At 59.3% G+C, this 241-nt stretch carries 1 pseudogene; it reads left to right on the top strand.

The features are described 5' to 3' along the window. Positions 1 to 64: 64 nt before the first annotated feature. Positions 65 to 241: pseudogene (locus HMPREF0308_RS13770) on the top strand (IS66 family transposase); the annotation flags it as partial.

Below are 241 nucleotides of genomic sequence, written 5' to 3'. Positions count from 1 at the left end.
CGGATGGAGCGACCGCGCAAACAGGCGCGTACCTGATGGTTGCCGTACTCATCGCTGCCAGTATGTGCTGATGGCCGGTAAAACTCGAACCGTCCGGCAGTGGTGCTACGTCCGTGATGACCGTGATGCCGGCTCGGAGATGCCCCCGGCGGTCTGGTTCGCGTACAGTCCTGCTGGAAAGGTATCCATTCACAAAATCACCTGGCCGGTTACAGCGGTGTGTTTCAAGCCGATGCTTACG

This window comes from Corynebacterium striatum ATCC 6940, from assembly GCF_000159135.1.
In the GTDB taxonomy this organism is placed as follows: domain Bacteria; phylum Actinomycetota; class Actinomycetes; order Mycobacteriales; family Mycobacteriaceae; genus Corynebacterium; species Corynebacterium striatum.
This window is presented reverse-complemented; position numbering and strand designations above follow the sequence as displayed.